The organism is Aquibium sp. ELW1220, from assembly GCF_030398385.1.
Classification (GTDB): domain Bacteria; phylum Pseudomonadota; class Alphaproteobacteria; order Rhizobiales; family Rhizobiaceae; genus Aquibium.
Genome location: NZ_JAOAOQ010000005.1, coordinates 1 through 26,052 on the forward strand (window position 1 = coordinate 1; position 26,052 = coordinate 26,052).

General features: G+C 67.5%; 25 protein-coding genes and 1 pseudogene. 9 read left to right on the forward strand and 17 right to left on the reverse strand.

From position 1 onward, the window contains the following. A pseudogene (locus tag N1F91_RS06025) lies at positions 1-456 on the reverse strand (methyl-accepting chemotaxis protein); the annotation flags it as partial. Positions 457-678: 222 nt separating this feature from the next. On the opposite strand from N1F91_RS06025, the gene N1F91_RS06030 reads away from it, so the two are divergent. Next, positions 679-1,488 (forward strand): IclR family transcriptional regulator, encoded by an 810-nt coding sequence (locus N1F91_RS06030; RefSeq protein WP_289990850.1) that lies wholly within the window; start codon positions 679-681, stop codon positions 1,486-1,488. Here N1F91_RS06030 and N1F91_RS06035 read toward each other — a convergent pair. The 3 genes from N1F91_RS06035 to N1F91_RS06045 are packed head-to-tail and all read right to left on the reverse strand — an operon-like array spanning position 1,472 to position 4,855. After that, entirely contained in the window at positions 1,472-2,368 is an 897-nt protein-coding gene (locus N1F91_RS06035) for a DMT family transporter (RefSeq protein ID WP_289990851.1), read from the reverse strand. The two genes, N1F91_RS06030 and N1F91_RS06035, sit on opposite strands and share 17 nt — an antisense overlap. Then, positions 2,365-4,065, reverse strand: coding sequence for an FAD-dependent oxidoreductase (locus N1F91_RS06040; RefSeq protein WP_289990852.1), 1,701 nt, complete (start codon positions 4,063-4,065; stop codon positions 2,365-2,367). Before N1F91_RS06040 ends, N1F91_RS06035 begins: the two co-directional genes overlap by 4 nt. 37 nt (positions 4,066-4,102) lie before the next feature. Further along, positions 4,103-4,855 carry a glucose 1-dehydrogenase gene (locus N1F91_RS06045; RefSeq protein ID WP_289990853.1) on the reverse strand — a complete coding sequence of 251 codons (753 nt, stop codon included), beginning with the start codon at positions 4,853-4,855 and terminating at the stop codon, positions 4,103-4,105. Positions 4,856-5,030: 175 nt separating this feature from the next. On the opposite strand from N1F91_RS06045, the gene N1F91_RS06050 reads away from it, so the two are divergent. From N1F91_RS06050 to N1F91_RS06070, 5 genes are all read left to right on the forward strand, one after another. Continuing rightward, entirely contained in the window at positions 5,031-6,062 is a 1,032-nt protein-coding gene (locus tag N1F91_RS06050) for a TRAP transporter substrate-binding protein (RefSeq protein WP_289990854.1), read from the forward strand. A gap of 93 nt (positions 6,063-6,155) precedes the next feature. Further along, complete coding sequence (locus N1F91_RS06055) at positions 6,156-6,728, forward strand: TRAP transporter small permease subunit (RefSeq protein WP_289990855.1); 573 nt, start codon at positions 6,156-6,158, stop codon at positions 6,726-6,728. Beyond that, positions 6,725-8,050 (forward strand): TRAP transporter large permease subunit, encoded by a 1,326-nt coding sequence (locus tag N1F91_RS06060; RefSeq protein ID WP_289990856.1) that lies wholly within the window; start codon positions 6,725-6,727, stop codon positions 8,048-8,050. Before N1F91_RS06055 ends, N1F91_RS06060 begins: the two co-directional genes overlap by 4 nt. 271 nt (positions 8,051-8,321) lie before the next feature. Next, positions 8,322-9,653: an FAD/NAD(P)-binding oxidoreductase gene (locus N1F91_RS06065; RefSeq protein WP_289990857.1), complete on the forward strand. Its 1,332-nt coding sequence runs from the start codon at positions 8,322-8,324 to the stop codon at positions 9,651-9,653. A 12-nt stretch (positions 9,654-9,665) separates the two neighbouring features. After that, positions 9,666-10,019, forward strand: a complete 354-nt coding sequence (locus tag N1F91_RS06070; protein ID WP_289990858.1) for a DUF5368 domain-containing protein — start codon at positions 9,666-9,668, stop codon at positions 10,017-10,019. A 114-nt stretch (positions 10,020-10,133) separates the two neighbouring features. Here N1F91_RS06070 and N1F91_RS06075 read toward each other — a convergent pair whose 3' ends face one another. The 13 genes from N1F91_RS06075 to add form a co-directional block, all read right to left on the reverse strand. Then, the gene (locus N1F91_RS06075) at positions 10,134-10,625 is read right to left on the reverse strand and encodes a porin (protein WP_289990859.1); all 492 of its coding nucleotides are present in this window, start codon (positions 10,623-10,625) and stop codon (positions 10,134-10,136) included. A gap of 161 nt (positions 10,626-10,786) precedes the next feature. Further along, on the reverse strand, positions 10,787-11,779 hold the full coding sequence (locus N1F91_RS06080) for a carbohydrate kinase family protein (protein WP_289990860.1): 993 nt from the start codon (positions 11,777-11,779) through the stop codon (positions 10,787-10,789). 303 nt (positions 11,780-12,082) lie between these two features. Continuing rightward, positions 12,083-12,472: a hypothetical protein gene (locus N1F91_RS06085; RefSeq protein WP_289990861.1), complete on the reverse strand. Its 390-nt coding sequence runs from the start codon at positions 12,470-12,472 to the stop codon at positions 12,083-12,085. Positions 12,473-12,793: 321 nt separating this feature from the next. Next, positions 12,794-13,219 (reverse strand): organic hydroperoxide resistance protein, encoded by a 426-nt coding sequence (locus tag N1F91_RS06090; protein ID WP_289990862.1) that lies wholly within the window; start codon positions 13,217-13,219, stop codon positions 12,794-12,796. Between the two features lie 144 nt (positions 13,220-13,363). Next, on the reverse strand, positions 13,364-14,734 hold the full coding sequence (guaD, locus tag N1F91_RS06095) for a guanine deaminase (RefSeq protein ID WP_289990863.1): 1,371 nt from the start codon (positions 14,732-14,734) through the stop codon (positions 13,364-13,366). Beyond that, the gene (locus N1F91_RS06100; protein WP_289990864.1) at positions 14,731-16,083 is read right to left on the reverse strand and encodes an amidohydrolase; all 1,353 of its coding nucleotides are present in this window, start codon (positions 16,081-16,083) and stop codon (positions 14,731-14,733) included. Before N1F91_RS06100 ends, guaD begins: the two co-directional genes overlap by 4 nt. Further along, a complete protein-coding gene (locus N1F91_RS06105) occupies positions 16,080-16,937 on the reverse strand; it encodes an aromatic ring-hydroxylating dioxygenase subunit alpha (protein WP_289990865.1) in 858 nt (285 codons plus the stop codon). Before N1F91_RS06105 ends, N1F91_RS06100 begins: the two co-directional genes overlap by 4 nt. Positions 16,938-16,953: 16 nt before the next feature. Further along, entirely contained in the window at positions 16,954-18,354 is a 1,401-nt protein-coding gene (locus N1F91_RS06110) for an 8-oxoguanine deaminase (protein WP_289990866.1), read from the reverse strand. A 9-nt stretch (positions 18,355-18,363) separates the two neighbouring features. Continuing rightward, a complete protein-coding gene (locus N1F91_RS06115) occupies positions 18,364-19,299 on the reverse strand; it encodes an ABC transporter permease (RefSeq protein ID WP_289990867.1) in 936 nt (311 codons plus the stop codon). A 5-nt stretch (positions 19,300-19,304) separates the two neighbouring features. Continuing rightward, complete coding sequence (locus N1F91_RS06120; RefSeq protein ID WP_289990868.1) at positions 19,305-20,342, reverse strand: ABC transporter permease; 1,038 nt, start codon at positions 20,340-20,342, stop codon at positions 19,305-19,307. Positions 20,343-20,345: 3 nt separating this feature from the next. Then, positions 20,346-21,944 carry an ABC transporter ATP-binding protein gene (locus N1F91_RS06125; RefSeq protein ID WP_289990869.1) on the reverse strand — a complete coding sequence of 533 codons (1,599 nt, stop codon included), beginning with the start codon at positions 21,942-21,944 and terminating at the stop codon, positions 20,346-20,348. Between the two features lie 13 nt (positions 21,945-21,957). Beyond that, the gene (locus tag N1F91_RS06130; RefSeq protein WP_289990870.1) at positions 21,958-23,073 is read right to left on the reverse strand and encodes a BMP family ABC transporter substrate-binding protein; all 1,116 of its coding nucleotides are present in this window, start codon (positions 23,071-23,073) and stop codon (positions 21,958-21,960) included. A 26-nt stretch (positions 23,074-23,099) separates the two neighbouring features. Continuing rightward, the gene (add, locus tag N1F91_RS06135) at positions 23,100-24,137 is read right to left on the reverse strand and encodes an adenosine deaminase (protein WP_289990871.1); all 1,038 of its coding nucleotides are present in this window, start codon (positions 24,135-24,137) and stop codon (positions 23,100-23,102) included. 251 nt (positions 24,138-24,388) lie between these two features. Between add and N1F91_RS06140 the strand changes: the two genes are divergently transcribed. Genes N1F91_RS06140 through N1F91_RS06150 form a run of 3 tightly spaced genes read left to right on the forward strand, consistent with a single transcriptional unit; the run spans position 24,389 to position 26,021 of the window. Further along, the gene (locus N1F91_RS06140) at positions 24,389-24,661 is read left to right on the forward strand and encodes a hypothetical protein (RefSeq protein ID WP_289990872.1); all 273 of its coding nucleotides are present in this window, start codon (positions 24,389-24,391) and stop codon (positions 24,659-24,661) included. After that, entirely contained in the window at positions 24,658-25,392 is a 735-nt protein-coding gene (locus N1F91_RS06145; RefSeq protein ID WP_289990873.1) for a Rieske (2Fe-2S) protein, read from the forward strand. Before N1F91_RS06140 ends, N1F91_RS06145 begins: the two co-directional genes overlap by 4 nt. Further along, entirely contained in the window at positions 25,392-26,021 is a 630-nt protein-coding gene (locus tag N1F91_RS06150; RefSeq protein WP_354670524.1) for a glutathione S-transferase family protein, read from the forward strand. Before N1F91_RS06145 ends, N1F91_RS06150 begins: the two co-directional genes overlap by 1 nt. Positions 26,022-26,052: the final 31 nt, after the last annotated feature.

Sequence of the window (26,052 nt, forward strand, 5' to 3'; positions counted from 1 at the left end):
GAACTGGTCGCGCAGCGTGTCCATGACCGGCGCGACGTTTCCACCGCCTTGTACCGCCGCCCGGAACGGCCCTTCGATCGTCGCCCACAGCGCGTCCGAGCGAGGCAGCACCTGGCCTTCCAGCTGTGCCCGCAGGTCGTCGCGCAGGGCGAATTCTCGCCAGTAGCCGCGCCGCGCCTTGTCCTCCTGCTTGAGTTCGGCGATCCGTGCGAGGTTCCTGGTGACGAGTTCCGGATGAACCACCGCCTCGTTGGCCAGCAGGTAGGATTCCACCAGGAACATCGGCGGTGGCAGGATGTCGGCTATCAGATCCTTGCCGCCGACGATCTCGCCGTAGAGCGGGCCGTTGACCTGCAGGGTCTTCAGGGCGTGGTTCTGGATGCCGACGGTGATGCCGATCCCGATTCCCACGAAAGCTGCAATTGCGATGACGACCTGCCAGATTCGGAGAGACATGAGGGGCCTTTTTTGCGGAGGAGATGCGCGCCGCTATGAACGCTAGTTGACGTAGCGGGAACATTGCAGAACGTTGCTAACGAAAGCTTGTCGCCTGCACCGTGTGCAGCAAGCACAGACCACAGCCATCGGCTGAATTCCGGGCCTTCTTGCGGTGTTCCGCTGCGCCACATTGAGATTCCGGACCGCGTGGGATACCTCCGGTGAAACGGATCAGCATCCATGACGGCGACGGAAAAGAAGAACGGCTCGCGCGGGGTCCAGTCGATCGACACGGGCGGCGTGGTGCTCAATGCCCTCGCCCGGGCGACGGGGCCGCTGAAGCTCCGTGACCTCGCCGAACAGACCGGCATGGCGGCCGCGCAGCTGCATCCCTATCTCGTCTCCTTCCGGAAGATGGGCATGGTCGAGCAGACCGAAGCCGGCCACTACCAGCTCGGCTCCTTCGCGCTGCATCTCGGCCTGACGCGGCTTCGCAACCAGAACGCCTACCGCGAGACGGTGCGTCGCGTCGCAGGCCTTGCGGACGACCTGCAACTGATGATCGCGGTGACTGTGTGGGGGCTGCATGGGCCGACGATCGTGTACGTGCAGGAGTCCTCTGCGCGCATCCATGCCAACGTCCAGGTCGGCAACATCTTCCTGATGACGGCCACCGCAACGGGCAAGGTGTTCGCCGCCTGGCTGCCGCGCGCCGTGACGCAGCCGATGATCCGGCAGGAGCGGTCCGACCGGACGCTGCTCGAGCGCGGCCCGTTCGAATTCGACGAAGACCGCTACTGGGCCGAGGTACGCGAGGTTGCGGCGAAGGGCCACGCCGTGACACGCGACCTGCCGATCCCCGGGGTCAGCGCGGTCGCGGCTCCGGTCTTCGATCACACCGGACAGATGCAGCTGGCGCTGACGGCGATCGGTCCGACCGGAATGATCGATCTCGCCGACGACGGGCTGGCCGTCCGCGGGCTTCTGCGCTTCACGCGGAAGCTGTCCAACGAACTGGGCTACCGCGAGGACGTCAGCGCCGACGCATGATGTCGAGGGAAACGAGCAGGCCGGCCGAGGCAAGCGTCACGCCCAGCCATTGCGAGACGCTCGGTGCTTCTCCCGCAAGGGGGATCGCGAGCATCACCGCGGCGGGCGGCAGCAGTGCGGGAAACAGCGAGGCCGTTCCTGCCCCGAGGCGGCGGACGCAGCCGGCAAAGGAAACGATCGCCACTGCGCCGCCGAGCACGCCCTGGTACAATGCCTGAAGGGCCCAGGCCGCCGGCGGGTGATCCGGTACGCCGAAGATGACGAGATAGAACGGCAGCAGGCAGAGCGCAGCGCTCAGCGAAACCGCGGCAGTCGTCTCCATCGCGGGAAGCTGCCAGCGGCCAACCAGCCAGGTGAAGCAGCCCCAAAGCGAACCCGACGCCACGAAGCAGAGGTCGCCGATCCATGCGGGTGTGCCGGATGCCGGCGTCGCCGGCTGGTCCGTCGCGATTGCAACGAGACCGGCAGCCAGCAGAGCGATGCCGACGCGTCGGTGCCCGGGCACCGGCCGCCCACCCACCAGGGCCGACAGGGCGTTCGCCGTCAGCATGGTCACGCCGGGAGAGATGACCACCGCATGCGCGAGCGGGGCGATGCCGTAGCCCGTGTTGATGAGGAACGCGAAAGGCGGTCCGATGAGAACCGTCAGGACCGCGATCCGCCGCGGCGGCAACGCCGCACGGCAGCCGCTGCGCAGCAGAAGCAGGGGCGCAAGCAGAATGGCGGCGACACCGAACCGCAGCATGGCGAGATCGGCGCTGGAAAAGCCGTCGGCGCGACCGATGGCCGTGCCGACATTGTAGAAGGCCCAGCAGAAGGTCGCGGCGAAGCCGAGCGCGATGCCTTGCGCGCGCCCGGTATCTGCCGATGGCCCGGTCAATCGTTGGCGCCGGACAGGTGCCGCGCGGCGATGTAGCCGAAAGTGACAGCGGGGCCGAGCGTGATCCCGCCGCCCGGATAGTTCCCGCCCATGATGCTCGCCGCGTCGTTGCCGACGGAATAGAGGCCGCCGATCGCGCGTCCCGCTTCGTCGAGAACCTGGGCGTTCTCGTTGCAGCGCAGGCCCGCAAAGGTGCCGAGGTCGCCGACCACCAGCTTGACGGCGTAGTACGGCCCTTTGCCGATCGGTGCGACACAAGGGTTGGGCTTGTGCTCCGGATCGCCCAGCGAACGGTTGTAGGAGGTCGAGCCCTTGCCGAACTCGGGGTCCTCGCCGCGCACGGCGTGGACATTGAAGGCGTCGACCGTTCGCCGCAGCGTGACCGGATCGGCGCCTATACGGCCGGCCAGTTCCTCCAGCGTCGCGCCTTCCAGGAGATAGCCCGACCTGACGTGCTGGCGGAAGGGCACCGGGGCAGGCTTGACGTAGCCGAGGCCGTATTTGCGCAGCACGTGGTGGTCGGCGATGAAGAAGGCGCAGATCTCGCCGTCCTCCTCGCGGCAGCGCGCGACCATGGCCTGGCAGAAATCGTGATAGGAGTCCGCCTCATTGACGAAGCGCCGGCCCGAGCGGGTGACCGCGATGACGCCGGGCTTCGAGCGGTCGACGAAATGGGGAAACGTGCCCATCGTCCCATCCGGCTTCACCGGCCGCGAGATCGGCACCCAGGCCGCGGCATGGGGCAGGCTCGTGTCGACGGTCGCGCCGGCGGCCTCGCCGAGCCGCAACCCGTCGCCGGTGTTGCCGGGAGGGGCCGGGGAAGCGTGCTCATATCCGGTCGGTGCATGCGGGAACATCGCCTTCCGGCGCACCGGATCCTGCGGGAAGCCGCCGGCCGCGAGCACCACGCCCTTGCGGGCGAGGATCTCGACCGGTCCTTCGGCCGTGTCGACGATGGCGCCCGTCACCCTGCCCCGCTCGTCCTTCAGCAGTTCCCGTACCGGCGAGCGCGTCCAGATCGGCACGCCCTTGTCGAAACAGGACTTCGCCAGCCGCGCCACGAGAGCGTTGCCGTTCATCAGCCGCATCGGACGGCCGTGGAAAGCCATGTCGCGCAGGAATTTAACGAACAGCTTTCCGACGTAGAAGGCCGACACGGGGGAGCGCATGACGTTGAAGAAGTGGAGCAGCTCCTTGCCCGATCCGATCATCATGCCGAGGAAGGTGATCTCGGCCAGCGGCGGGCGGAGCCGCTTGATCTCCGGGCCGAGTTCGCGTCCGTCGAACGGACGCGCGACGATCGAGCGCCCGGCATCCATGCCGCCGGGTGCCGTGGGATGATAGTCGGCGAAGGTCGGCCCGAGATCGAACTGCAGCGCCGTGTTCTGCTCGTAGAATTCCACCGCCTTCGGCCCCGCCTCGAGGAAGGCCTCCACCCGTCGCTCGTCGAAATGCTCGCCGGTTTCGTGGCGCATGTAGGTGCGCGCCTTGTCGATGGAATCGTCGATGCCCGCGCGTCTGGCGGGACCGTTGCAGGGGATCCACATCCAGCCGCCGGAGCGGGCCGTTGTGCCGCCGAACACCGGCTCCTTCTCGACCACGAGCACGTCCAGCCGCCGGTGCGCTGCCGAAACGGCCGTGGCCAGGCCGCCGGCGCCCGATCCGACCACCAGCACGTCGCATTCGTGTTTCTTCATCTGCATGTTCGACAGGTCCATCATTGGGTTGGCGCGGTCAGGCGGCGAGGTATCCGCCATCGACGGGCAGCAGCACTCCGGTGACGTAGGTTGAGAGATCGGACGCGAGGAAGAGCACGGGGCCGACCAGTTCCTCCGGCTCGCCGACGCGCCGGAGCGGTGTGTGCGCCATGAAGCGGCCGATGGCCTCGGGCGTCTCGCGGGTCACTTTCGTCATCGGCGTGGCGATGACACCGGGCGCGATCGCATTGACGCGGATGCCGTCCGGGGCGAGGTCGTGGGCGAGCGCACGGGTCAGCTGCAGCACCGCGCCCTTGCTTGCGGCGTAGGCGCCGAGTCCGGGTCCGGCCGAGACCGACATGATCGATCCGAGATTGACGATCCGGCCGCGGGTTTCGCGCAACTGCGGCAGGAAGGCGCGCACCATGTTGCGTACGCCGTCGACGTTCACCCGGAAGATGTCCTCCCAGTCCTCGTCGAACCGAGCGTCGTCGACGGGGGTGCGCCGGATGATTCCAGCGTTGTTGACCAGGATGGCCGCCGGCCCGAAGGCCTCCCGGGAGGCTGAGGCGAAGCGGTCGACCGATGCGCGGTCCGCGACGTCGACCTCGAAGGCACCTGCCTCGCCGCCTTCCTGGCGAATGGCCGCCGCCGTCGCTTCGACAGCCGGGCCGTTGACGTCGCAGATGGATAGGCGGGCACCAGCCCTTGCCAGGCCGCGCGCAATCGCCTGGCCGTTGCCTTGCGCTGCTCCGGTCACCACCGCGACCACTCCCCTGATGCCCTGCATACGTCCTCCTCGGCATTCGTTATGTGCAAATGCGTTTGACTATAGCGAATTTTCTTATTGAGCCAAGCCGCGGAATTTGCAAGATTGCGTTTGCTCCGGGAGGATGTCGGCGGGCAGGCTCCGCTCGTTCCCGGCAGGCGAAGCGCCGCCTCGAGGCGGCAAAAGGGAGGAAGAGATGAGACGTTACGTCGTTGCCGCCGCGTTGGCGGCGTCCGTTGCATTCACCGGGTCGGCCATGGCCCAGAGCTTCGATCTTCAGAGCGTGTTCGGTCTCAATGTACCGTCGATCGGACCGAGCCCCGTCAACTGGGCCGAGAAGGTGCGCCTGATGACGGCCGGCGAGGTCGACATCAAGGTGCACGGCGCTGGCGACTTCGTGCCGCCGTTCGAGGTTTTCGGCGCGGTTTCCACCGGCGCGATCCCCATGGGCTTCGACTGGATCGGCTACTGGGCCGGAACCATTCCCGTCGCCAACCTCATCGGCTCCATGCCTTTCGGGCCTTCCCCCGAAATCGCGCTCGGCTGGATGTTCAATGGCGGCGGCCTCGAGATCATCCAGAAGGCCTATGATCCGCACGGCGTGAAGATCATCCCCTGCCACCTCGTCGTGCCGGAAGCCGGCGGCTGGTTCAACAAGGAGATCAACAGCGCCGAGGACCTGAAGGGTCTCAACATGCGCATCGCCGGCCTTGGCGGCAAGGCGCTGGCAAAGCTCGGCGCCAACACCCAGCTCGTACCCGCGGGCGAGATCTACGTGTCGCTGGAAACCGGCCGTATCGACGCGGCGGAATTCTCCGCACCGCAGCTCGACAAGGGATTCGGCTTCCAGAAGATCGTCAAGAACTACTACTTCCCCGGCTGGCACCAGCCCTCGAGCTGGGACTCCATCATCATCAACATGGAGGTCTGGAAGGGCTTCACCGAGGACCAGCAGAAGATCATGGTGGAGGCCTGCAAGGCCAACATCACCGAGAACATGGCCGACCAGCTGAACGCGCAGGTCGCCGCCATCGAGGAGATCGAGGCCGCAGGCGCGACGGTCAAGCGCTTCCCCGACGAGGTGCTGTCCGCCATGCGGACCGCCGCATCGGAGGTGATGCAGGAGGAAGCCGCGAAGGATCCGATCTTCAAGGAGGCCTACGAGTCGCTGACCGCCTATATCGAGCGCACCGCACGCTGGGCTGAACTGCAGGCTCTTCCGCGCTAAGGAAGGAGCGGGCCCGGCCGGGTGCCGGGCCCGCGCTGCGCGGACGATGCAGAGCCGCGAGCGTCCGGGATGAGGCGGAACAGGGAGGTCGGATTGAAGCGCGTCACAGATGCCGTGTTTCGTGTACTCGTGACGCCGGGCGAACTCGTCGGCTGGCTGATCCTGCCCCTGATCGTCTCGGTCCTGCTGACGGTGCTGGCGGCGCAGATGGGCTGGAACGCGTTCCTGCGATGGGAGGCGTCGATTCCCGTTCTCGGCAACGCGATCACGGTCAACTCGCTGGCCGACCTGCAATGGTACATCTTCGCGATCATCGCGATCTTCGGCGGGGTCTACGCCTTCCGCGACGATCAGCATGTCAGCGTCGACGTCTTTTCGTCCGCGCTCCCCCGTCGCGTGCGGCTGGGTCTTTCTCTCTTCGGTGACCTTGTCTTCCTCCTGCCCTTCTGTGCCATCATCGTCTGGTACGGATGGAGCTTCACCCTTACAGCCTTCAATTCGGGCGAGGGTTCGAGCTATGGCGGCCTGATGGATCGCTGGCTCATCAAGGCGATCATCCCGCTGGGCTTCGCGCTCCTGGGCATCGCGGCCTTCGTTCGTGCGATCGCGACGATCCATTCCCTCCTGCAGCCCTCCTCCGGGGCGCGACCTGGCGACGACCGATGATGGAATATCTCTGGCCGATGGCGATGCTGGTCGCCCTGATGCTCGGCGTCTTCTCCGGCTATCCGGTGGGCTTCGTTCTGTCGGGCATCGGCATCGTCTTTGCGGTCGTCGCAGGCGTCCCGATGATCTTCCTGTCCACCGGCGTCTCGCGCATCTATTCCGGCATCCTGACCAACTGGCTGCTGATCGCCATCCCGCTCTTCGTCTTCATGGGGCTGATGCTGGAACGGTCGGGCGTAGCCGAGCGGCTCCTGCGTTCGCTGGCGGCGCTGTTTGGACGTCTGCCCGGCGGCTACGCCTTCGCCGTCGCCATCATCGGTGTCGTGATGGCTGCCTCGACCGGGATCATCGGCGCTTCAGTCGTGCTGATGGGCATGATGGCGCTGCCCGCAATGACCCAGGCCCGCTACGACCCGCGCATCTCGACCGGCCTCATCGCTGCCTCGGGTACGCTCGGCATCCTCATTCCCCCGTCGATCATGCTGATCGTGCTCGGCGACCAGCTGCGCATCTCGGTCGGAGATCTCTTCATCGGCGCCATTGGACCGGGCCTGCTCCTCGCGGGACTGTATTTTCTCTATCTGATCGCCGTCGCGATGTTCCAGCCACATCGCATGCCGCCGGCCGACCACCTGCAGGCGCAAAGCCCCTCGGCCGCCATCGTCGGCCTCGCGCGCGACCTCCTGGCGCCAGTCCTGCTGATCGCCTCGGTGCTCGGGACCATCATCACCGGAATCGCGACGCCGACCGAAGCCGCTGCCATTGGCGCGGCCGGCGCGATGCTGCTCGCGCTCCTGTCGGGAAGGCTCAACCTGGCTACGCTTCGGGCTTCGCTGCGGGACACGACCAAGACCACGGCGATGATCGTCTTCGTGATGATCGGCGCGACGATCTTCTCCGTCATCTTCCGCCGGCTGGGCGGCGACCAGATGGTCATCCACGCCTTCGACGCCCTGGGCACGGCTCCCTACATGGTGCTCTTCGCCATCATGGCCCTGGTCTTTCTGCTCGGCTTCTTTCTCGACTGGGTCGAGATCGCGCTGGTCGTCGTGCCACTTGTGGCACCGGTGGTCGCAAGCCTCGACTTCGGGATGTCGCAGAACGAGACGCTGACGTGGTTCGCCATCGCGCTTGCGGTGAACATGCAGACGTCGTTCCTGACGCCGCCCTTCGGCTATGCCCTGTTCTATCTTCGCGGCGTGGCCACTGGCATATCGATCGGAACGATCTACCGCGGCATCATCCCCTTCGTGCTGCTGCAACTCCTCGCGCTGTTGCTGCTGATCGCGTTCCCGCAGATCAGCCTCTGGCTGATCGGGTAGAACGGGCTTCCGCCGGGGCCCTTGCCGTCAACCCGTATCGATCAGGGTCACTGGCCCATGCGGGACCAACGATGGGAATGGGGCGAGGCCGGGACTGCCGCTTCCGACCCACCTGCACAACGCCTGTCCTTCCCGCAGGCGGGATGCTCTGCGTCTTGACCCAGATCAACGCGCGCTCCGCATCGGCGATATATATATTCATATGAGAATGTGAGCCCAGGCCAGTGCGGAACGTTTCGCGCATCCGCCCTGCCTGGTCGGGGGGAAATGCATGTTCGAGATCCATCAGCTGAAGCCCACGCGCCGTGCCTTCCTCGGCCTGGCGGCCGCCGGACTGGCCGCCTCATCCATTGCGTCGAGAGCGAGCGCCGAGAAGGTCCAGACCAAGGCGCGCATCGTCGTGGTCGGCGCGGGTGCGGCTGGAACCGCCATGGCCAACCGCCTCGTCCAGCGACTTGATGGAGCCGAGATCACCATCGTCGACGGTCGCGCGGATCACCTCTACCAGCCCGGCCTGTCGCTCGTGGCGGCGGGACTGAAGCCGTCATCCTATACCGTCTCCAGGACGACAGACTGGCTGCCGCGCGAGGTCAAGCTGGTCGCGGAAGCCGCCGCCGCGATCGATCCGGTGGCAAAGACCGTTACCACGGCCGGTGGCACCACACTTGCCTATGACTTCCTGGTCGTCGCGCCGGGCCTTATGCTCGACCACGACGCCATCGAGGGCTTTTCGCTCAATCTCGTCGGCAAGAACGGCATCGGCGCGCTCTATGCCGGCCCGGCCTATGCTGCACTCACCTGGCAGGCCGCGTCGAAATTCACCGCCGAGGGAGGTGTTGGTCTCTTCACCAGACCGGAAACCGAGATGAAATGTGCCGGCGCTCCGCTCAAGCACACTTTCCTCATCGAGGACATGGCCAGCCGCAGCGTCGGCAAGGGCAAGTTCGAGATGCACTATGCGGCGCCGCAGGGCGCACTGTTCGGCGTGCCGATCGTCAGCGAGAAGGTGCGCATGCTGTTCGGGCAGCGCGGCATCGCCACCCATATGGGCCATACGCTCAAGGCCATCGATGCCGACCGCAAGCGTGCGACCTTTTCCCGTGCGGAAAAGGACGGCACGACCTCCATGATCGAGATGGACTACGACTACATCCACGTGATCCCGCCGCAGCGCGCGCCGGACGTCATCCGTCAGTCAGGCCTGTCTTGGGCCGACAAGTGGACCGACCAGGGCTGGGTCGAGGTCGACCAGAAAACGCTGCGCCATCTTCGCTATCCCGAGATCTTCGCGATCGGCGACGTGGCGGGTGTCCCCAAGGGCAAGACGGCGGCCTCGGTCAAATGGCAGGTGCCGGTGGTCGAGGACTATCTGGTCGCAGCGATCGAGGGCAGGGACGGGACGCTGTCCTATGACGGCTACACGTCTTGCCCGCTGATCACCCGGGTCGGCCGCGCGATGCTCGTCGAGTTCGACTACAACAACAACCTGGTTCCATCCTTCCCCGGCATCATCGCCCCTCTGGAAGAACTCTGGATCAGCTGGCTGATGAAGGAGGTGGCGCTCAAGGCCACCTACAATGCGATGCTGCGTGGAAAGGCCTGAGGAGGACCAGCGATGAAGGAACTGACGTTCGAGACACTGCTCGCCGTGTTCGAAGAGATCTTCGGCCGGGGCCTGTTCTGGACGATGATGGCGGTCGCCGCGCTGGTGACCATCGTCTATCTCTATGTCCTCATCCGCGATCGATCGATGTCGATGCGCAAGTTTCTCCTTGCGCAGTTGTCGATGCCCTTCGGCGCCCTGGCGGCCGTCCTTTTCGTCCAGTACATCACGAATTCGCACCTGCGCGACGTGGGCGGTCCGATCGACGTGATCGTCCTGCTCGGGGTGGCTGCCATCGGTGCGACGGGCCTCGCCATCCTCGTCTACACGGCGCAATCGCTGGTGCGTCGAGCGCCGCACGCCTGAGCTACAAAACGTTGCGCGCCATATCAGCGGCCTGGCCGAACGCCGCGTGCGGGGCCGTTTGGTGCATCCGGACGGATGTTGCCTATGAGCGATCGCGACCTGCTGCGTCGGTCGCTACCAGCTGAGCTGCAGACCCGCATTGCCGCCGACGGAATCGCCGCTGAAGGCAACGCCGCCATAGCCGCTCATGCGGCCTCTGCCATCGGCGAAGAGACCGTCGCCGAAGGACACAGCACCCGACAGGCCGAAGGCGTGACTCTCCTCCGCCGTGCCCCAGTTGATCCTGAGACCGAAAGTCTCCCCGGCGACAAGGTTCGGGCTCTGGAGTGCGTTGGAAATGGCGATCTGGGAGAATGTATCAATCCCCATCCGCTCTTCGAGCGCAGAAATTCGACGGGCCAGATCCGTTTCGCCGTACTCCGTTCCGTTGATCGTCTCGCGACGGGTCTGCCCGGTATTCGCATGAACGCAGGTTTCCGTGCCGGGTATGTAGAAGTATCCTGTTCCATACACATCGCACACCCGTACATACTCGACAGGGCCAGCCTGTGCCGACGTCGCCAAGACGAACCCCGCCAGAGCCAGTACTGAATCTCTTGCCTGCATGGACCCCGCTCCCCGGAACAGAAAGTTAACCTAACGTTAACCATCTTGTACATGCGCCGCGAGGCTGTCAACGCGAGAACGGCGCAACATGCCGTGCATTCCAGGGCGGACTCTCGTGCAGATCGGTCGACTGACGAAGCGGTACGCCGAGACCGGGACGATCAGGCCGGCGAGGGGGCCGATACGGCCGCAAGCAGGGCAGGCGACAGGTCCGGCCGGACGCTCGAATGGCTCTCTACGGTCAATGCTGCAACGAGCGCTCCTGTTCGGGCGGCGGCGTCGAGGGATGCCCCCGACAGCAGTGCAAACAACGTGCCGGCAATCATCGCGTCGCCCGCGCCGGTGATATCCACCGGCCGCGCGGGGAAGGCGTCCTGAAAGCGCGTGCCCGCTTCCGTGATGATCGCCGACCCGCGTGCCCCCATAGTCACCACCACGTTGGCCGCTCCGCGCCCGCGCAACGCCGTGGCGGCTTCTATGGCGCTCAGCCGTTCTGCAGGACCGAGGCCAAGCAATGCGTTCGCCTCGTCCTCGTTGGTGAACAGCAGGTCGACAGCCGAGAGATCGCCGGGCAGGCGAAGCGCCTTTGGAGACGAAACGGTGTCGACCGCCAGCCGGAACCGCGCTTCGCACTTGCGCGCCATCAACGCCGCGATGGTGGCGGCCGGCAGGTTGCAATCCATGAACACCCAGTCGCAGGCGGCAAGCGCCGGCCAGGCGCGCCCGAGCACATCAGCACTGAAGGCTTCGAAAACGTCCATGTCGGCAATGCCGAGCGCCAGATCGTTGTCGGGGCCGAGTACGGCGACGTATTCGGCCGTCGGGTGGTTGTCGGTCATCTCGACGCTGTCCACGTCGACGCCCAGTTCCTGCAGATGACGCAGCAGCGCGCGCCCTCCCTCGTCGTCGCCGACGACGGAAACGAAGCACATGTCGACGCCGAGCCGCGCCAGGTTCTCCGCCACGTTGCGCGCGACGCCGCCGAAGCTGCGCGAACCGTGCGCCGGATTAGACGTGGCTGCAATGAGCGGGTTCCGGGCGTGATACTTCCGGTCCAGCACCGCACCGCCCAGGCAGGCGATGCGGCCCTCCGGCGCCATGCCGCCGGGCGCGGCGGCCTCGTTTGCCACCCCCGCCGATTGTCCCGCTGTCATGATTCCCGTGCCTCCGATGACGGACGCAATCCTGTCGCGCGCTTTCGGCGACGTTGTAAAGGGTGCAGTCGCGCCGGTCCCCTGCCGCCCGACGCGGCCGTCGCGCGGCCGGATCGTCGTCGGTGCCGTGGTGCCGTTCGATCCGCTTATCCTGATGAACGATACCGACGAGGCCGGCGTTGGCCTTCCGTTCCCTTCACGGGCTCCGACAGGCTCACCTGGGGGGAAGGCAACGACGCCAAGCTGGTCGCCGCCCCGATCGAGCGGTTGGCACGCCAGCAGGCCTGACCTCCGACCTCTGCCTCAGCCCTCGATGCGCGCCTTGCCGGACGTGCCGTCGTCGCGCGTCCAGCCGATGCGCCCGGGACCGGTCGGCGTGATGGTGAAACAGGAGGTCTGGCCCTTGTACCAGGTCGGCCACTTCTGGCAGAGGCGCTTGCCGTCCACCCACCAGCGGCCGGTCTCGGTCGGAGCGAAAAAGCGACCGAGCCCGAGCTTGGTGCCGTCGCCTGTCACCGCCCCGTTCGGCTTGTAGAACAGCGGGAACTCGCCGCCGAAGGGCGTCGAAAGAAAGATGCGCTTGCCGCTGACGAGGTCGTTAAGTCTGTCTCCGGCGAGCGGCTCGGAGGCCGCGGCGGCGGCGGTCACCATGCAAGTCGCGGCGAGAGCGGCCGCCAGTCGCTGAGCAGTCATGTCATGCCTCCGGTGGTGTATTCGCCGGCTTTACGCGGCGGACGACCGGACGGATCACCGCGTCTGTTCCGGCGTGGGCCGTGCCGGGCGACCGCCGCCGGTCGTGCTGGGCGGGATACACGCTGATCATCTCTGCTACGCCATCCCGACGCTGGCTCTGCGCAAAGCAGAGCCGCTTCCGCATCCGCCGCGAACTGATGGAATGGCACCCGCCGCGGGATGGGATCGCCGGCACCGCGACCGGCGCCCTCGAAACGACGAAGGGCGGGAGGATTTCGCCTCCCGCCCTTCGTGTCCCTGCCGCCGGCCGGCGGGGCCGTGTCAGACGACGGTCGGCGTAATCGACAGTGAGCCCTTGGTCGCGTGCGAATAGGGGCAGACCTGGTGCGCGCCGGCGACGAGTTCCTCGGCGACCGAGCGCTCGATGCCCGGCAGCGCGACGGCGATCTGCACGTCGAGCCCGAAGCCCGGATCCTCGCGCGGGCCGATGCCGACGGACACCGAGACAGTTGCGTCGTCCGGTACCTTCACCTTCTTCTGACCGGCATAGAACTTCAGCGCGCCGAGGAAGCAGGCCGAGTAGCCCGCCGCGAAAAGCTGCTCGGGATTGTATCCCTCGCCGCCCGGGCCGCCCATTTCCTTCGGGACCACGAGCTTGAAGTCGACGGCGCCGTCGGCTGTTCTGGCACGCCCATCGCGGCCTCCCGTAGCGGTTGCGCTGGTGCTGTAGACGATCCTGGTGGGCATGACGGGTCCTTTGTATCGACATCGATTAAATCGTGCGCGATAAATAGGAGTTGGAAGCAGGGATGTCAACGCACAGGCGATGATTGCGGAGGACGTCCCGACGTCGGACGGCGCCATGCAGGCCGATCCGGATCAGCAGGCGGCTCAGGCTACCTGCGCTCCGCCCACCCAGATGCGCGAGAGGTTCGGACGCGACGCCGTGTACAGGATGGTCTGGAGGAGGTTGTCACCGGCCTCGCCGCCCCACAGCCGGATGCCGCCATCGGCGGCCTCGCAGTCGACCGAGATGGCGTCGAAGTGGCAGCCGGGCTCGAAGCGGCCGACCGGCAGGTCGAGCGCCGCGCCGCCGCCGGCGGTGGCGAGATGGAAGGCGTCGCGGAAGTCGATCCGCGCACCGGCGTGGCGGCTGCGGCTTGACGGCGGCAGGTCGGGATCGACGCCGCTCTCGAGCATGCGCGAAACCATCACCGCGCTGCGCATGGCGTCGAGGATTGTGGCGATCGGCCCGCCGGAGATGTCGGTGCCGAGGCCGACGCGGACGCCTTTCTCCAGCGCCGCCTTCAGCGGGAACACCGCTCCGGCGAAATAGGCGTTGGAGACCGGGCAATGCGCCACCGCCGTGCCTCGTGCGGCGAGCAGGTCCATGTTGTCGGGGGTGAGGAAATTGGCATGCGCCACGACACCGCCCTCGGTGAGCAGGCCGAACCGGTCGAGGCTCGCGGCATCGGTCATGCCATGACGGGCGAGCACGTGGCCATGCGCCCAGTCGCTCTCGGAGACATGCGTCTGGACGCGGCAGCCGCAGTCGCGCGCGAGGTCGCCGAGGCTTCGCAGGGCGGCATCGGTGCAGGCGGGGATGAAGCGCGGGGTGACGACCGGCAGGACGCGCCCGTCGCCGTTGCCGGGCATGGTGCGGATGTGTTCGATCACCGCGCGCGTGCCCTCGACCGCGGCCTCGGGCGAGGCGTCGCGATAATAGGCCGGGCAGCCGGCGGGATCGTCCATCGCCACCTTGCCGACCAGCGCGCGCTGGCCGCGCTCGAGGCAGATCTCGGCGAGCAGGTTGCTTGCCTCGACATGCGCGGTGGCGAAGTAGAGCGCCGTCGTCGTGCCGTTCGCCAGCAGGTCGTCGACCAGTCGGCGGTAGACGCGGGCCGCGAAGGCGGTGTCGGCGTATTTCGCCTCGAGCGGGAAGGTGTAGCGGTGCAGCCAGACCTCCAGCGGCACGTCGAGCCCGCGGCCGAGCTGGGCATATTGCGGCGCGTGGACGTGGAGATCGACGAAGCCCGGCAGGAGGACGGTGCCGACGGGCAGCGTCGCCAGCCTGCCCGCGCGGGACGCCTCCCGCTTGGCCTCGTCGTAGCCGGGTTCGCCGGGGCGGGTGACGGAGGCGATCGTGCCGTCGCCGCCGATGGCGATCAGCGCATCGTCGAGCGCCTCGACCGCGCCGCGCACCGGCGCGTGGAAGCCGCAGGCCAGCAGCGTCCGTCCGCGAAGGTCGAGCCGGTCGGTCATGTGCCGGCCTGGAGGCTGCGGTCGCGCAGCGCCAGCGCCTTCTCGCGGAACTTCGCGCGAATCTCCGCCTCGTCCACGCCGGCCAGCACGCGCTCCTCCATGACGATGCGGCCGTCGGTGATGGTCGTCGCAACGTCGTCGGCGCGCGCCGAATAGACCAGCGCCGCCGCCTCGTCATAGACCGGCAGGCAGTGCAGCCGGTCAAGGTCGACGATGATCACGTCGGCCTTCCGGCCCGGCGCCAGCACGCCGGTCTCGGGCCGGTTCATGGCGATGGCCGAGCCGGCCGTCGCCATCTCCAGCAGTTCGCCGGTCTTCAGGAACTCGACGTCGCCGGTCCTGTCCTTGTGGACCATGCCGGCGAACTTCATCTCCTGGAACATGTCGAGCGCGTTGTGGCTGGCGGGCCCGTCGGTTGCGAGCCCCACCTGCACGCCGGCCGCCCGCAGGTCGCGCAGGCGCATCGTGCCGGAGTTGAGCTTGGCGTTGCAGCACGGGCAGTGGCCGATGCGAGTGCCGGTTTCCGCCATGATCGCGATGTCGTCGTCGGTGAGCTGCGTGCAGTGCGCGGCCGTCACGTCGGGGCCGAGGAAGCCCAGCGAATGCACCCACTTCACGGGCGTCGTGCCGTAGGTGTCGGCGACATAGGCGACCTCCTGCGGCCCTTCGGCGAGATGGGTGTGGATGGCCAGTTTCTCGGCGTCCGCCACCGCGCGCACGAGACGGAACATGTCGGCGCCGCAGGAATAGGGCGCGTGCGGCGACAGCGCGAGATGGATGCGGTCGCCGCCCGAACGGTGGTGTTTCGCCACGAGGTCACCGAAATTCTCCAGCGTCTTCCAGGACCAGTCGGTGATCGAGGCATAGATGCCGCGGTCGGCGAAGCCGTAGCCGAGCGTGGCGCGCAGCGGGATGCGCTGCAGCGCCTCGATCTGCGGCTCCACCGCATAGGCGTCGAAATGTTCGTTGAAACTGGTGATGCCCGCCTTGGCCATCTCCGCCAGCCCGGCGAGGCTCGCCCAGTAGAGCGTGTCGGGATCGAAATTGCGCTTCAGCCGCCACATGGTCGACAGCCATTCGAACAGCTGCACGTCCTCCAGGAGCCCGCGCAGCAGCATGTTGGAGGCGATGTGGGTGTGGCAGTTGACGAAGCCGGGCATCACCACGCGCCCGCGGGCGTCGATTGTTTTCGCGGCCCCCGAGACGTCGATGGCGCCTGCGGGACCGACCGCCTCGATGGCGTTGCCGCGGATGGTGAGCGTGCCGCGCGCGATCGTCGCCGCCCCGCCCATCGGCAGGATGGTGGCATTGACGATGGCGATGTCGGGTCCGGCGGCGGGCGCCGTCATGCCGCCTGCGCCGTCGTTCCGTAGACGATGCCCTTCTCCTTGAGCCAGCGCCGGTAGGCGACGGAAGAGGCGTCCGCGCGCGTCGGGATCTCCGAGCGCGGCTCGAGCGGCAGCAGCAGCGGCCGCTGGTTCTCCAGGATGATGCGGTCCTGCAGGAAGATCACCTGCTGGAAGGCGACGAGCTCGGTCACCGTCGAGACGTCGTCGATCAGGAACATCACCGGATGGGCGCGGCAGAATTCAGGGTCGACCGGCTGCACGAACAGGCAGATCACGTCCCAGCGGTTGGCCGCGTTCGGGCAGGTCTTGTAAAGCAGCACCGCGAAGGGATCGGCGACCCGGTACTGGTACTGCGTCATGATGCCTTCCTTGGCCGACAGGGCGGCCTGCGGCTGGAAGAACTGGCAGTTGGTGGCCCAGACCTCGTCGATGTCGCGGCGGATCTCGGTCGTGTAGTGCAGCACCTCGGTGTGCGGTTCGGCGCCGAGGATGTCGGTGTGCACGAAGGGGAAATGCGCCATGTCGAGGAAGTTCTCGACCACGCGCGGCGCCGACGACTTCACCGAGATCGCGCCGCAGACGACGAGGCGGCGATCCGCCTCGTCGGCCTCCGGGATCGGCAGCACGTCTCGCACCGGTTCTCCGAGCGTCGTCCAGAGATAGCCGTAGCGCAGCCGCACCGGCAGCGCTGCGCCGGTGTCGGTGCGGCGCACGGCGAAGTCCTCGCCCGTGCGCGCCACGGCGAGGTCGTGGCCGAGCAGGCGGTTGGCGCTCTGCCCCGGCGGAATGTCGGCGAACGCGTCGATGCAGTACCACTGGTCGAGGGCGGCCTTCTCTGCGGGCTTCAGGTTCATGGTGTCGCTCCGGTGCTCAGGCGTCGTAGACACGATCCATCGTGGCGGCGTGTTCGGCAAGGGCCGCCTCGACGTCGAAACCGACGAACTCGCCCTTCGCGATGACCTGCCGCCCGTTGATGAAGGAATGGTCGACCTTGAACGGCCCGCAAAGGACGAGTGCGGCCAGCGGGTCGCGCTGGGTGCCCGACAGGCCGAGCTGGCTGCGCTTCACCGCGATGAAGTCGGCGCTCATGCCCGGGGCGAGATATCCGATGTCGTCGCGGCCGAGCAGGGCCGCGCCGCCGCGCGTGGCCATCGTCAGCGCCTCGCGCGCCGACAGCGCCGACGGCGTGCCGCCGAAGCCGCCGCGCCCGCCCGGCGCTTCCGAGAGATACTGGTGCGGCGCCACACGCTGCAGCATCAGCGCCAGCCGCGCCTCCATGAACAGGTTCGACGTGTCGTTGGAGGCCGAGCCGTCGACGCCGAGGCCGACCTTGACGCCCTTGTCGAGCATCTCGCGCACCTTGGCGATGCCCTGGCCGCAGCGCATGTTGGCGGACGGGCAATGTGCCACGCCGGTGCCGGTGGCGGCGAAGCGGTCGATCTCGGCGCTGGTCATGAAGATCGAATGCGCGAACCAGACGTCGTCGCCGAGCCAGCCGACGGATTCGGCGAACTCGACCGGCCGCATGCCGTAGATGTCGTGGCAATAGGTCTCCTCGAACAGATCTTCGGCCAGATGCGAGTGCAGCCGCACGCCGGGATGGCTGCGCGCGAGGGCCGCGGCGTTGCGCATCAGGTCGGGCGTCACCGAGAAGGGCGAACAGGGCGCGAGCACGATGCGGCTCATCGAATGGCGCGCGGCGTCGTGGTAGCGGCCGATCAGCCGCTCGGCGTCCTTCAGGATCGCGTCCTCGTCCTCCACGCAGCTGTCCGGCGGCAGGCCGCCCTGGCTCTCGCCGCGCGACATGGCGCCGCGCGCCGCATGGAAGCGCAGCCCGATCTCCCGCGCCGCCTCGATGGTGGAATCGAGCGTGCAGTCGTTGGGCAGGATGTAGAGGTGGTCGGAACTGGTGGTGCATCCCGAATGGATGAGCTCGGCCATTGCGACTCTGGCCGAGATGCGGATGGCGTCGTCGTCGAGCCGGGCCCAGATCGGGTAGAGCGTCTTCAGCCAGACGAGCAGCTCGTCGTCCTGCACCATGACCCGGGTGAGGTTCTGGTACATGTGGTGGTGCGTATTGACCATGCCCGGCATGATCACATGGCCCGACAGGTCGAGCACGCGGTCGGCTTCGAGCCCGGCCAGCTCGGCGGTGGTGCCGACGGCCGCGATGACGTTGCCGTCGACCAGCATCGCCCCGTCGGCGATCTCGCGGCGCGCGTCGTCGAAGGTGGCGAGCAGGTCGACGTTCTTCACCAGGAGACGGGCCATCTGGACCTCCTAGCGCACGTCGCGAAAATAGGGCTCGCCGAGGGCTGCGGGCGCGGCCATCAGGCGGCGCATCCTCTGCCAGGCGAGCACCGGAACGATGATCATGGCAATGGTACCGAGATAGGGCAGCATCGACAGGACCGGCGAGGGGATCGGCCAGTTGCGCGCCTGACCGACGAAGCCGAGCGAGGTGATGAGGCCGAAGAGCAAAGCCGCTGCCACCGCGTTGATCGGCCGGTAGCCGGCAAAGATCACCAGCGACACCGCGATCCAGCCGCGACCCGCCACGACGCCCTCCGACCAGGAGGGCACGAAGGCGAGCGTGAGATAGGCGCCGGCACCGGCCGCAAGCGCCGCACCCGCCGAGACGTACCAGAAGCGCATCGCCTGGACCGGGATTCCGGCGGCGTCGGCCGCGGCCGGGTTCTCGCCGACGGCGCGCATGTCGAGCCCGTGCTTGGTGCGGAACATCAGCCAGTGCAGCGCCACCGGCAGGATGATGTAGATCAGGTAGACGAGGATGTTCTGGGTGAACAGCGCGCGACCGAGAAGCGGAATGTCGCTGAGATAGGGGATCGCGATCGGCGGGAAGGTGGCAGGCGCCGGTGTGCCGGAATAGGCGCGCCCGATGGTGGCCGCCATGCCGGTGCCCATCAGGGTGAGCGCGAGGCCGCACAGGACCTGGTTGGCGCGCAGATAGACGGTGGTGGCGGCGAAGACCATGCCGAAGAAGAAGCCGACGACCATCGCCAGCGCGAAGCCGAGCATCGGGTTGGGCGTGGCGACGACGGTGGCGATGCCGGTGACGGCGCCGAGCGCCATCAGCCCCTCGACGCCGAGATTGACCACGCCGACGCGCTCGGCGAGCACCTCGCCCAGCGCCGCCAGCGCCAGCACGCCGCCGGCCAGAATCGAGGTCTGGATGATGCCCGCGATGATGTCCATCCAGATCAGCCCCTCACGATGCGGTAGCGGGCGAGCTCGTCGCCGATGGCGGTGTAGAACAGGATCAGGCCGGTGATGGCGAGCACGGTCGAGACCGTGATGCCCTGTGTCTGCAGCACGATGCCGGAATTGAGGATCACCGCCATCAGCGCCGCCGCCGGCAGCACGCCGATCGGCGAGGAGCGCGCCAGCACCGCGACCATGATCCCGAGATAGCCGAAATTGTTGGAGATGCCGCCCTGCAGCCGGTGCACCGTGCCGGCCACCTCGAACATGCCGGCAAGCCCGGCGATGGCGCCGGACAGCAGCATGACAACGATCAGGTGGCGGCGGAACGGCATGCCGGCATAGCGCGCGGCCTGTGGATTGGAGCCGGCGATGCGCACCTCGTAGCCCCAGCGGGTGAAGGCGAAGAGCGCGGCGACCAGGAGCACCACCACCCCCGCCACCGGCAGGCCCCAGTGCACGATGCCCCAGAATTCGGGCACCTCGTGCGGCAGCCTGGCCGTGGTGGCGAGCGCGCGGCCGCTCGGATCGAGCCAGGGGCCGGTCGCGACCCAATAGACCATCAGGGTCGCCACGAAGTTGAGGAGCAGCGTCGTGATCAGCTCGTTGACGTCGGCATAGGCGCGCGCCAGCGTCGGCACCAGGATCCAGATCGCCCCGCCGATGGCGCCGGCAACGAACATCAGCGGCAGGATGACCGCCGTCGGTCCCGGAACGAAGAGGGCCACGCCGGTCGCGGCGAAGGCGCCGGCATAGAACTGGCCTTCCGCGCCGATGTTCTGGGCGCCGATCTTCTGGCCGACCGCCACCGCGAGGCCGGTGAAGATCAGCGGGATGACCAGCAGCCCGACATCCTCCAGCCCGTAGCTCGAGCCGAAGGTGGTGCGCAGAACCTGCCAGCCGAGAGCCAGCGGGTTGAAGCCGAGCGCGGCGAGCACGATGCCGGCCGTCACCAGGGCGAGCACGATGGCCATGCCGCGCGCGGCGAAGGCTACCGAGGGCGGTGCCGAGGGAATGCGCTGGATGCGGTAGGCCATGCCTCAGTGTCCCTTGCGGGGGTCGGCGGCGAGCCGCTTGCCGCCCATCATCAGGCCGATCGTGTCGATGTCGGCTTCGGCGGTGTCGACCACGCCCATGATCTCGCCGTGGAACATGACGGCGATGCGGTCGGACAGGTTGAGCAGTTCCTCGAGTTCCTCGGAGATGAAGAGCACGGCCACGCCCTTGTCGCGCAGCTCGACGAGATAGCGCATCATCATGTTGATGGCGCCGACGTCGAGGCCTCGGCTCGGATAGGCCGCGACAAGCACCCGCGAGGCGATGCGCATCTCGCGCCGCGCGACGAGGCGCTGCTGGTTGCCGCCGGAGAGGTTGCGCACCGGCATGCCGAAATCCGGCACGGCGACCGAGGCGGCCTCGGCGATCTGCCGGGCGAGCGCTGTCGCGGCGCGGCCGTTGTAGCCTAAGCCGTTCGACAGCGGCGGCCGGTCGTATTCGCGGATGACGGAATTGTCGGTGATCGACAGCGCCGGCGCGAGGCCGCTGTGCAGCCGGTCCTCGGGGATGTGGCCGACGCCGAAATCGGCGAAGTCGGCAGCCCCCGCATGGCTGAAATCCGCGCCATCGACCAGAATGCGGCCGGAGGTGGCGCGGCGCATGCCGGTGATGACCTGGGTCAGTTCCTTCTGTCCGTTGCCGGCGACGCCGGCGATGCCGAGGATCTCGCCGGCCCGCAGCGTGAGCGACAGCCCGTTGAGGACGACACGGCCCTGGCCATCCTCGGCACGGACGTCATCGAGCGCCATGACCGTCGCGCCGATCGGCGCTGCCTGGGGGCTGCGTGCGCGCATGTCCGACAGCACGATCTCGCGCCCGACCATCAGCCGGGCGAGCGAGGTCTCGGTGCAGTCGGCGGTCTGCTCGGTCGCGACCTTACGCCCGCCGCGCAGCACGGTGACGCGGTCGGAAATCTCCAGCACCTCGTCCAGCTTGTGGCTGATGAAGATGACGGCGTTGCCGCGCGCGACGAAGTCCTTCAGCGCGCGGAACAGCTCGTGCGCCTCGGCCGGCGTCAGGACGGCGGTCGGCTCGTCGAGGATCAGCACCCGCGCCTTGCGGGTTAGCACGCGCAGGATCTCGACCCGCTGCTGCTCGCCCGTCGAGAGTTCGCTGACGCGGGCGGCGGGATCGACGGCGAGGTTGAGCGCGCGTGACAGGTCCGCCGTTCGTTTTTCCAGCACGGCGGCGCTGACGGCCTTGGGTGTCTCGCTCCAGCCGAGATGGATGTTCTCTGCCACGGTGAAGGCCTTCACCAGTTTGAAGTGCTGGTGCACCATGCCAACGCCGGCGGCGATCGCCTCGACCGGCGAGGCGAAGCTCTTCGGATAACCGTCGATGACGATCTCGCCCGCATCCGGCTGGTAGATGCCGGTCAGGATGTTCATCAGCGTCGACTTGCCGGCGCCGTTTTCGCCCAGAAGGGCGTGAATCTCTCCCGGCATCACGTCGAGGTCCACGTCCTCGTTCGCGGTGACGCCGGGAAAGTACTTGGCGATGCCCCTGAGCTGCACGATCGGCGCCGTTCCGGGCAAGGGCACGAAACGGCTGGTCGCTGGCGCGGACGGCTCGGGGGCGATCATGGTCTTTGCGCGATCAGAGGCCGGTGACGCCTTCGATCGACCAGTCCCAGTTGTAGAGCTCGACCTCGGTCATGCGATGGCCGGCCGCGACCTTGACGTTGCCCTTGGCATCCTTGATCTCGCCCTCGAACGGGCTCCAGCCGCCCATGATCTTGTCGCGGATGGCGTCGGCCTGCGCGGCCGCCTCGGCCGGCACGGTCTCGCCCCAGGCGTCGCGGTCGACGCCCTTGCCGATCGGCAGGATGTCCTCGGTGGGCGTCCACTCGCCGGCGATGCGACGGCGCACCTGCTCGACGTACCAGGCGCTGAAGTCGACCACGATCGAGGAGATGTAGGCCTGCGGGCCGTAGCGGCGGATGTCGGTGTTCCACATCACGGCCTTGGCGCCGCGCTGCTCGGCGACCTGCAGGTAGGCGGCTTCGTCCATGATGCCGAAGAGCACGTCGGCGCCGTTGTCGATCAGCGCCGTGCCGGCCTGGGCCGCCGCCTGCGGGTCGAACCAGGAGTTGATGACGATCGCCTGCAGCGTCGCGTCCGGCTTCACCGTGCGAGCGCCCATCAGGAAGGCATTGGTGCCGGAATAGACCGACGGCACCGGGAAGGAGGCGACGTAGCCAAGCTTGCCCGACTTCGACATCAGGCCAGCCGCGACGCCGGCGATGTAGGACGGGTACCAGTGGGCGACGTAGTAGGTGCCGAGATTGTCGAGCGGGTTGCGACCGTCGCACTCGTAGAAGGCCACGTCCGGCGTGCGCTTGGCGACGTCGTAGATGAAGTCGCCGTAGTTCGAGTTGGCGATGATCATGTTCGCGCCTTCGGCGGCGAACTGTCGGAAGATGCGGCTGGCGTCGGCCGAATAAGGCACGTTCTCGACGAACAGCGTCTTGGCCTTCGGGAAGGCGGCGGCGACGGCCTGGCGCCCGAGATCGTGCGCATAGGTCCAGCCTTCGTCGGCGGTCGGGCCGACATAGCCCCAGGCGATAACGGCATCCTCCTCGGCCACGGCCGGCAGCGGTGCTGCGGCGCGGGCGGGCGAAATCAGCCCGCTCTTCGGGAGCAGCAGCGATGCGCCGGCGGCGGCGCCGATGTTGAGGAAGCCTCGGCGTGTCAGGTCACGTATCTTGATCATGGTGGGTCCTTTGCGGTTGCGGCGGTTCAGGCTTGAGAGGTGTGGTCGGCGACGAGCCGGTCGATCTCGGCCGACCAGTCGGCCTTCCAGCGTCGTTTCGTGTCCGGGTCGAGCCAGGAGGCTTCGAGGCCGGCGAGCGCGATCCGGCCGAGCGTTTCCGGCGAAAGGGCGAAGTTGCGGGCGATCAGCGCGTATTCGCGGTCGAGCGTGGTGCCGAACATCGGCGGATCGTCGGAATGGATGGTGACGTTGAGCCCGGCCTCGATCATGCGGCGGATCGCGTGGTCGGGGGATCCGAGGTCGCGCCACACGGTGGTAGCCAGCGTCGTGCTCGGGCAGCAGGTGAAGGGGATGCGGCTCTCGCGGCAGCGCGCGACGAGGTCGGCGTCGTCCACGACATGGTAGCCATGGTCGATGCGCGAGACGCCGAGGAGGTCGATGCTGTCGCGGACGAAGGTCGCCGGCCCGCCCTCGCCGGCATGGGCCGTCACGTTGAGGCCTGCCGCTCTGGCGCGCTCCCACAGCCCGGCGAAGGGAGCGGGCGGGAATGGCGCCTCGTTGTAATCGAGGCCGATGCCGATGACCTGTGCCGGGCGTTCGGACAGCACCATGTCGAGGAAGCGCTCGCCGCGCTCGGGACCGAGTTCACGGCTGTGCGCCGGGATGAGCGTCGCCACGAGGCCGTAGCTTTCCTTCGCGCGGCGGAAGCCGTCGAGGATCCCTTCGAGCATGGTCGAATAAGCGACACCATGCGCCAGGTGCGCATGCGGGCTGAAGAACAGTTCCACGTATCGCGCGCCGGCCAGCGCGCAGCGCTCCAGCGCCTCGAAGGTGACGCGCGAGAAGTCGGCCGCGTCCCGGATAGAGGCGCATACGAGGTCGTAGATGGCGAGGAAGTCGGGCAGGTTGCCGTAGCTGTAGAGATCGCTCGTCCGCTTGCCGGCTGGCAGCGCCACGCCGTTCTTCTCGGCGAGATCGGCAAATGTTGCAGCGGAGACGGCGCCCTCGAGATGCAGATGCAGCTCGACCTTCGGCAATGCCCTGACGAAACCCTCGACCGACATCGTTCTATCCATGACACACGGCATCAACGGGCCGTTCGAGGTCCCCGGAAGGCAGGATGTCTGCGTCTGACTTGTTCGACATTTTGCCTCCGCGCGTACCGTTCCGGGTGCCATAGCGCAACAATATGCAGGCCGGCAGGGCTTGCACAAGCCCCAAAATGATGGCTAATTAGACAGAGAAGTCAAACGCCCAACAAATAGGCAGGAAGGCTGAAAAGCAGGCTCGCGGTGATGAGGAATATGGCGCTGACATGGTTTTGACCCGAACCGTCCGGCTCTCCTTCGAGGGCCGCTTCGTCGTGTCGAGCTTCGTCGACTTCGCCGCGCGCCGCGCCGCGCGGCTGGATATCGATGCCCGTGTGCTGCGCGCCGACGATCATGTCGTCACCGTCGACGTCACCGGCCAGCACGACCTGATCGACGCTTTCGAGATGGCCTGCAGCCTCGGGCCTCTCGACTGCCTGGTTCTGGACTGCAGGAGCACGGCGCAGGCCGTGTCGGAGATGGAGACGAGCGACCGATGAGTTTGGCACCAGGATGGCACCCCGTCGCCCTTTCGGGCTCCATCGATCCCGGTACTTCGGCCGGGACCCACCTCGCAGGGCGGGAGTACGTGGTCTGGCGCGACAATTCAGGCCTCGCGCATGTGTGGGAGGACCGCTGCCCGCACCGCGGCATGAAGCTCTCCTTCGGCTTCGTGCGCGGCGACCACATCGCCTGCCTCTATCATGGCTGGCAGTACGATACGGCCGGCCGCTGCCGCTACATCCCCGCCCATCCCGATCTCGAGGTGCCGGCGACGATCACCGTCCCGGTCTTCGCCACGGTCGAGGCCTGCGGCATGATCTGGACGACCACGGACGCCGACCCCGACCGCGCCGCGCCGCCGCCGGGTGACGGCGAGACGGTGCCGGTCGCGAGCCTGCACGCGGCTTGCGGGACCGAGGGGCTGCTCGACGCCGTCCGCGCAATGCCGGCCGCGCCCTTCGTGGCAGGCACAGCCGGCTGGGAACTCTCGCAGGTCGGTGGGACCCTGTGGCGGCTGACCGTCGGCGGAGACACGCTGTTGCTCGGGGTGCAACGGCTGGGCGACCAGCGCTCGGCGCTGCATGTTGCGATCGAGGGCAGTGCTGCGATCTATGCGGGCGCCGGGCAGGCGCACTGGCATGCGTGGATCCGCGCGTTGCGGCATCGGCTGGGCGCTGGGCCGGCGGTCGGCGCGCGTCCCGCGGCGGCAATGGCGGAGGCGGTGTGATGGCGCTGGTGCTCTACAATTACGACCTCGACGAGAACTGCTACAAGGTTCGCCTGGCGCTCTCGATGCTGACGATCGAACACGAGATCGTTGCCGTGAACGCCTTCCCCGGCAAGGAGCAGGAGACGCCGCCCTTCCTGGCCATGAACCCGATGGGCACGCTGCCGATCCTGAAGGACGGCGACCTGACGCTGTTCGGCGCCGAGGCGATCCTGGCGTATCTTTCGCGGTCGCAGGACGGGTCGGGTCGCTGGCTTCCGGCCGATGGCGCGGGCTTCGCTCTGTCGATGCAATGGCTCCTCTTCGCGGCAGGCGATCTGTCGGTCGCCACGCGGGCGCGGGCCAACGCGCTGTTCGGAACGCCGGGCGACGAGGCGGCGTTGCGGGCTGGTGCGCGCCGCGCGATCGGCGCCATGGAGGATGCGATGACCGTAAACGGCTTTGCCGGTCAGGACTGGTTCGCAGGCCCCGCGCCGACCATTGCCGACGTCGCGCTCTTCCCGGCCTTCGTGCTCAGCCGCGATTTCGGCGTCGACCACGACGAGTATCCCGCACTGCGCAAATGGGCGCGGCGCTTCCGGGCGCTTCCCGGCTTCCTCACCATGCCGGGCATCCCGGACTATCACTGACGGCCATCGCCGCCGGCCGCACCGCCAGACA